A 5,429-nucleotide genomic window follows, 5' to 3' on the forward strand; every position below is an offset into this window, starting at 1 on the left:
GCTCCGTCCCACAACTTTGACCTTCGCATCGAGTGCAAACCACACAGGCGGGAGATCAAGGTGCGGATCGGCATGCGCCAGATTGCCGCCGACGGTGGCAACGTTGCGGACGCGCACGTTAGCTAGCGTGCTCATCGTACGCGGGATGACAGGCAAGCGGCGCCCGATTTCTGGCGAATGTTCCAGTTCGGCGAAGGTTGTCATCGCTCCGAGGCGAAAGATGCTCCCATCGTCTCTAAGGTCGATACCTGTGAACATGCCGTTCAATCGGCGGAGGCTGACGAGGCGGGTCGGCTTGTAGATCTGCGCCTTCATCATCAACATCAGGGCCGTACCACCCCCGATGGGCCGGACCGACGAATCTTCGGGATCGAGAAATGAGAAGGCCTCTTCGAGTGAGCGTGGTTCGAGGACGTCGAAACTTGGCATAGGCTAAACCCTAAAGCATCCGCGTTTGTGGCCTGCTGGAATGCTTGCTGCGCGCCGCCGCGATGACTTCAAACAACGTCTTCGGCCGCATCGGCGTGCGCGAAATTCTGATTCCAAACGGGGAAAGCGCGTCCTCGACTGCCGACAAGATCGCGGCAGCCGCGGGTATGGTCCCGGCCTCACCGACGCCTTTTACGCCGAGCGGATTCATCGGCGAATCCGTCTCTTCATACAAGCACTCGATGGACGGAACTTCACTCAGTGACGGCAACAGATAATCAGCAAAAGTGGTCGAGAGCGGTTGCGCGTTGTCGTCGTAATTCATCAATTCGTATAGCGCATTGCCGATGCCGTGTACTATGCCGCCGACGACTTGGCCTTCGACGATGGTCGGATTGATCATGCGACCGGAGTCGTTGAATGCGACGTAACGCAGAATGCGCACGGCGCAGCAGTCCACGTCGACTTCTACTTCGGCGACATGGCACGCATTTGCGTACGCGAGAGCATCGGTGCGCCAATGCATGGAGGCGGACAGGCCGGGCTCTATGTCGCTCGGAAATCCGTAGCCGGGAGCGCCCCTTAGGATGCCGGCCAGCTCGGCGAGACTCAGGCTACGATTCCCACCGCGCACGCGCACATGTCCGTCGGTCAGCTCCAAGGTGTCTTCGGCAGTCTCCATAATGTGGCTGGCAAGCCGCTTCGCCTTCGCCGCGACGGATTTAGCGGCGAGATGCACCGACGACCCGGCGGTGACGAGCTGCCGACTGGCGAAGCCTCCGAGCCCCAAGGGTGAAGTCGCCGTATCTCCAGCAACTACACGGATATTTTCCGGCGCGATGCCCAGCTCCGCACCGCAAATCTGCGCCAGCGCGGTGGCCAAGCCTTGGCCCATCGCGGCGGCTCCGGTGAAGATGCTGACCTGTCCCGACGGGCTCACACGCACGCTTCCGCTTTCGAACGGTCCGCGGCCAGTGCCTTTCACAGCGTTGGCTAGGCCAATGCCAATATGCCGGCCTTGCGCAAGCGCCGCCTTCTTACGCCCAGCAAATCCATTCCAATCCGCGGCCACCAAAGCTTTCGCCTGTGCGGCTGGATAGTCGCCGCTGTCGTAGACAATCGCTGCGCCCGAGCGGACGCTGAGCGGTTTTTTGTACGGCATCTTGTCTGGCGGAATGAGATTGCGACGCCGGACTTCCGCACGGTCGAGCCCGAGTTCGTTCGCGACAAGGTCAAGCATCCGCTCCATTGCGAATGCAGCCTGCGGGTAACCTGCGCCGCGCACCGAGGAGACCGGCACCTTATTGGTGTGCGCGATCACCACGTCCATCGCATAAGCAGGCACGATGTATGGTCCACTCATCGCTGTCGCAGAATTGTACGGCAAATTGACCGGCTTCGGCGCATAGGCTCCCTGGTCGTGCAGCAGCCGGCCACGGATGCCGAGAATGTGCGCGTCTGCGTCTACCGCAATTTGCAGCGTCCAATACTGGTCTCGCTCCTGAATCGAAGCCAGAAAGGTCTCCCGCCGGTCCTCGATCCATTTCAGGGGAACGCCGGCGAGGCGCGCCGCCGCAGCCAAGGCCATCTCCTCCGGGTAAACACAGTATTTCGGGCCGAAGCCGCCGCCAACGTCAGGAGTGATCACGCGAATGAGGGTATCATCTATCCCGAGCACCTGCGCGAGCATGGCGTGAACGTCGTTCGGCATCTGCGTCGAAGACCACACGCATAGACTGCCGTCCGAAGGACGCGGCTCAACGAGCACGCCGCGCGCTTCGATCGATTGCCCGCAACCGCGATGCTGCAGAAGCTCGTCGCTGAACACGTGCGCTGCATTGCCGAACGCGACGTCGATATCGCCGTAAGCGACCTTCAGCGTGTTCAGGATGTTGGAACTGAGCTCACGACGGACGGTTGGCGCGCCGGGTTCGATCGCCTGCCGCGCATCATGGACCACCGGCAGCGGCTCGTAATCCACATGCACGAGATCGGCCGCGTCTTCCGCGACATACCGGCTCTCGGCAATCACCAATGCGATCGGCTCGCCCACGTAGGCGACTTCGCCCTTTGCCAGTACGAACGGCGTACTGTTGTTCTTCTTGCCCGCTCCGATAGCGCCGAGGGGCATGCGCGCATCCGTGATGACCGGCATGAAATCACGAACGGTCATCACGGCCTGCACGCCCGGCAGCACGGCAGCCGCGCTCGTGTCAATGTTCCCAATCACGGCATGTGCCAAAGTGCTGCGCACGAATGCGCAATGCCGCAAGGCAGGGAGCGAAATATCGTCGACAAACCGCCCCTTTCCAGTGAGCAGGGGTCTGTCTTCGATACGCGGAATCGATGCGCCGATCACGCTAGACGGGTTATGCCTTGCGTGGTGCACGTGGACTCAGTAGCCGAGCGCGGCCTTCGCCTGCTGCACGAGCGGCTTAGGTGTGGCGTAGAGGCTCGTCAGCAGTTCGCTCACCTGTTGACCGCTCATCGGGTTGACGTCCAAGTTGAGGCGCTTGGCTTCGGCAAGAAAATCTGGATCCTTCATCGTATCATCGAACGCTTTCTGCAATGCCTTGGCCCGTTCCGCCGGTACACCCGGGGGCGCCACGAACGGCCTCGCCATCGCCTGCGGAGCCAATGTCAGCCGCAACATCTGTTTCTGTTCGCCAGACTTAGCGAGATCGAGCATGAAGGGGACGTTCGGCATTTCCGAATCTTTCTCCAGCGCGCCCTGTACCAGCAGGTTCACGTCCTTGTTCTTCAGCCAGTCCGGATGCGTGCTGCGCAACGTGCTGTAGGAAATCCCGCACATGCCGTCGAGCTCGCCGCGCTCCATCGCAAGCGAGATGTTGGAGGATCCGGCATAGCCAGTGATCAGCTTCACCTTCGCGCCAAACGAGTTCTTGATCAGGGTCGCGTAGACGTCTGGATCCGCCCCCTTACCTTCGCCTCCCGCCCTGTATTCGGTCTGGAACAAGTCTGCCCATGCCTTCACCGGCGACGTTTTCCACGAAATGCACGTGACCGTATCCTTCGTGACGCTGCCGAGCCAGGTGAACTTGGTCGCATCGAAATGCGCGCCGGGCAATCCGAACAAAGGTGAGAGCGGCATGCCGCGAGAGAAGATTCCGATCGCGGTGCCATCCTTCGGCGCGACCGAGTAGAGATACATCGCGGCGCGCAGCGAACCTGCGCCCGGCATGTTCTGCGCAATCAGGGTCGGCTCGCCCGGTATGTGCGTGCTCAGATATTTCGCGACCACGCGCGCATAGAGATCGTAGCCGCCGCCTGGGCTGAAGCCTACGACCACGCTGATGGTCTTGCCCTTATAAAAGGAAGCGACGTCCTGAGCCCGAACCGAAGCAGCGCCAAATACCGTGGCGGAAGAGAACGCCAGTGTTATAGCGATGTTGTAGAGTTTCTTTTTCATTTTTGCCTCCCTTAACGGTCGCCCGTCAGATGATGCGCCAGTTCGACGCCAGGCTCAACATCATGTCGCCGAGGATCGACTGGGGCCAAACCAGCGCAAATATCTTCTCGAACACGATCCATGACAAACTGGTCACCACCGCAGCGGAAATAAATGCGGTCTGCCAGCGTTCGCCGAATTCAAAACGGCTGTGTAGTAGAATCAAGACGAACAGACCCGGCAGCAGACCGATTCCGTAAGCAACCGCGAGGAAGGCGATCATCCAGGCAAAATGCCGCAATGTGCGGTCTAGCGGCATTGGTCCGGCCAGAACGGAGTCCATTGCTCCGTGCGTGTGCGGTTCTCCCTCCGGAGCGCGCGCGAAAAGCAATTCCATGATCAAGTTCAGCGTGCCAGCGGCAAGCACGACATAAGCCGCAGTATCCGGCACAAGCTTCGATTGCCACGGCCATACGCTGGCTTGCCAGAAGGCTGCGCCTGTGATGGCGAGCAAGACGGCGTTGAACGCGACCGATGGCGTCACCTGAAGCCGTACCCCATCGTGACTGCGGAAGCTGCGGATCACGTCGCGCAGATTGTTGCGCAATGGGCCGAGAACGAGCCACAAAGTCACCGTCAGAATGACCAGCACAGCGGGGCGGTAAAGCCAAGTCCAACCGTAGATCTCGGTTGAGATGAACAGGTTGTGCTCGAACACCCCGCCGAGCACGAATCCGAGCATCAGCGGCGGCCGTGGCCAATTGAACAGTTTCATAAGCCAGCCAATGGCGCCGAAGATGACGAGGGAGTACAGATCGCCCCAACTTTGCGACCCTTGAAATGCACTGAGGAACATCAGTGCGAGCACGATCGGCACCAATTTGCCCGCCGGGACGCGCGCAAGCCGTGCGAATGTGCCACTCGCGGCAAGACAAACTGCACCACCGATCACATGCGCGAGCGTGAGGCTCCACACGATGAGGAACGTCACGTCGAGATGCTTCGTGAGCATATCTGGACCCGGCACGAGGCCGTGCAGCAGGAATGCGCTGAGCAGCACGGCCATCGAGACGCCGGAGGGCACGCCGAATGCGATGGTGGTGACGAGATGCCCGCCTTCTTTCGAATTGTTAGACGATTCCGGCGCGATCACGCCGCGGATGTCACCGCTGCCAAAAGCGGCATCCTTCTTCTCCGTGCGCACCGCATGTCCGTAGGCGATCCAGTCGATCGATGCCGCACCCAAGCCAGGTACCGTGCCGAGCAGCGCACCGAGCCAGCCGCAGCGGAGGACAAGCCACCAGTGACGCAGCGCGTCGCGCGCTCCTTCCCACTGTGCGGCGAACGAGAAATCCACGTCAGCGGCATTTCGGGCGATGCTCGTGCGCAGGATCGCCATCTCGGCGAGCTCCGGCATCGCAAACAGGCCGAGCGTGAACGGCACCAACGGCAGGTGATCCCAGAGATACAGAGTCCCGAACGTCCAGCGCTCCTCGCCCGTCTGTGAACCCGAACCGATCATCGCCAGCATGATGCCAAGCCCAGCACCAGCAAAACCTTTCAGCGGCGCCCGACCGCTGAGGACTGCAAC

The 5,429-nt window shown here is 60.8% G+C and carries 4 protein-coding genes; all 4 read right to left on the reverse strand.

What is annotated here, in order from left to right:
* The coding region (locus VJV58_RS10855; RefSeq protein WP_324137345.1) for an FAD binding domain-containing protein at positions 1 to 429 on the reverse strand (429 nt) is incomplete at its 3' end.
* A gap of 10 nt (positions 430 to 439) precedes the next feature.
* Complete coding sequence (locus tag VJV58_RS10860; protein ID WP_324137346.1) at positions 440 to 2,818, reverse strand: xanthine dehydrogenase family protein molybdopterin-binding subunit; 2,379 nt, start codon at positions 2,816 to 2,818, stop codon at positions 440 to 442.
* A 6-nt stretch (positions 2,819 to 2,824) separates the two neighbouring features.
* Positions 2,825 to 3,859, reverse strand: a complete 1,035-nt coding sequence (locus VJV58_RS10865; protein ID WP_324137347.1) for a Bug family tripartite tricarboxylate transporter substrate binding protein — start codon at positions 3,857 to 3,859, stop codon at positions 2,825 to 2,827.
* Positions 3,860 to 3,884: 25 nt separating this feature from the next.
* Positions 3,885 to 5,429, reverse strand: a 1,545-nt coding sequence (locus VJV58_RS10870; protein WP_324137348.1) for a tripartite tricarboxylate transporter permease, incomplete at its 5' end; no start/stop codon positions are given.

It is taken from the genome of Bradyrhizobium sp. (assembly GCF_035273305.1).
GTDB lineage: Bacteria > Pseudomonadota > Alphaproteobacteria > Rhizobiales > Xanthobacteraceae > Bradyrhizobium.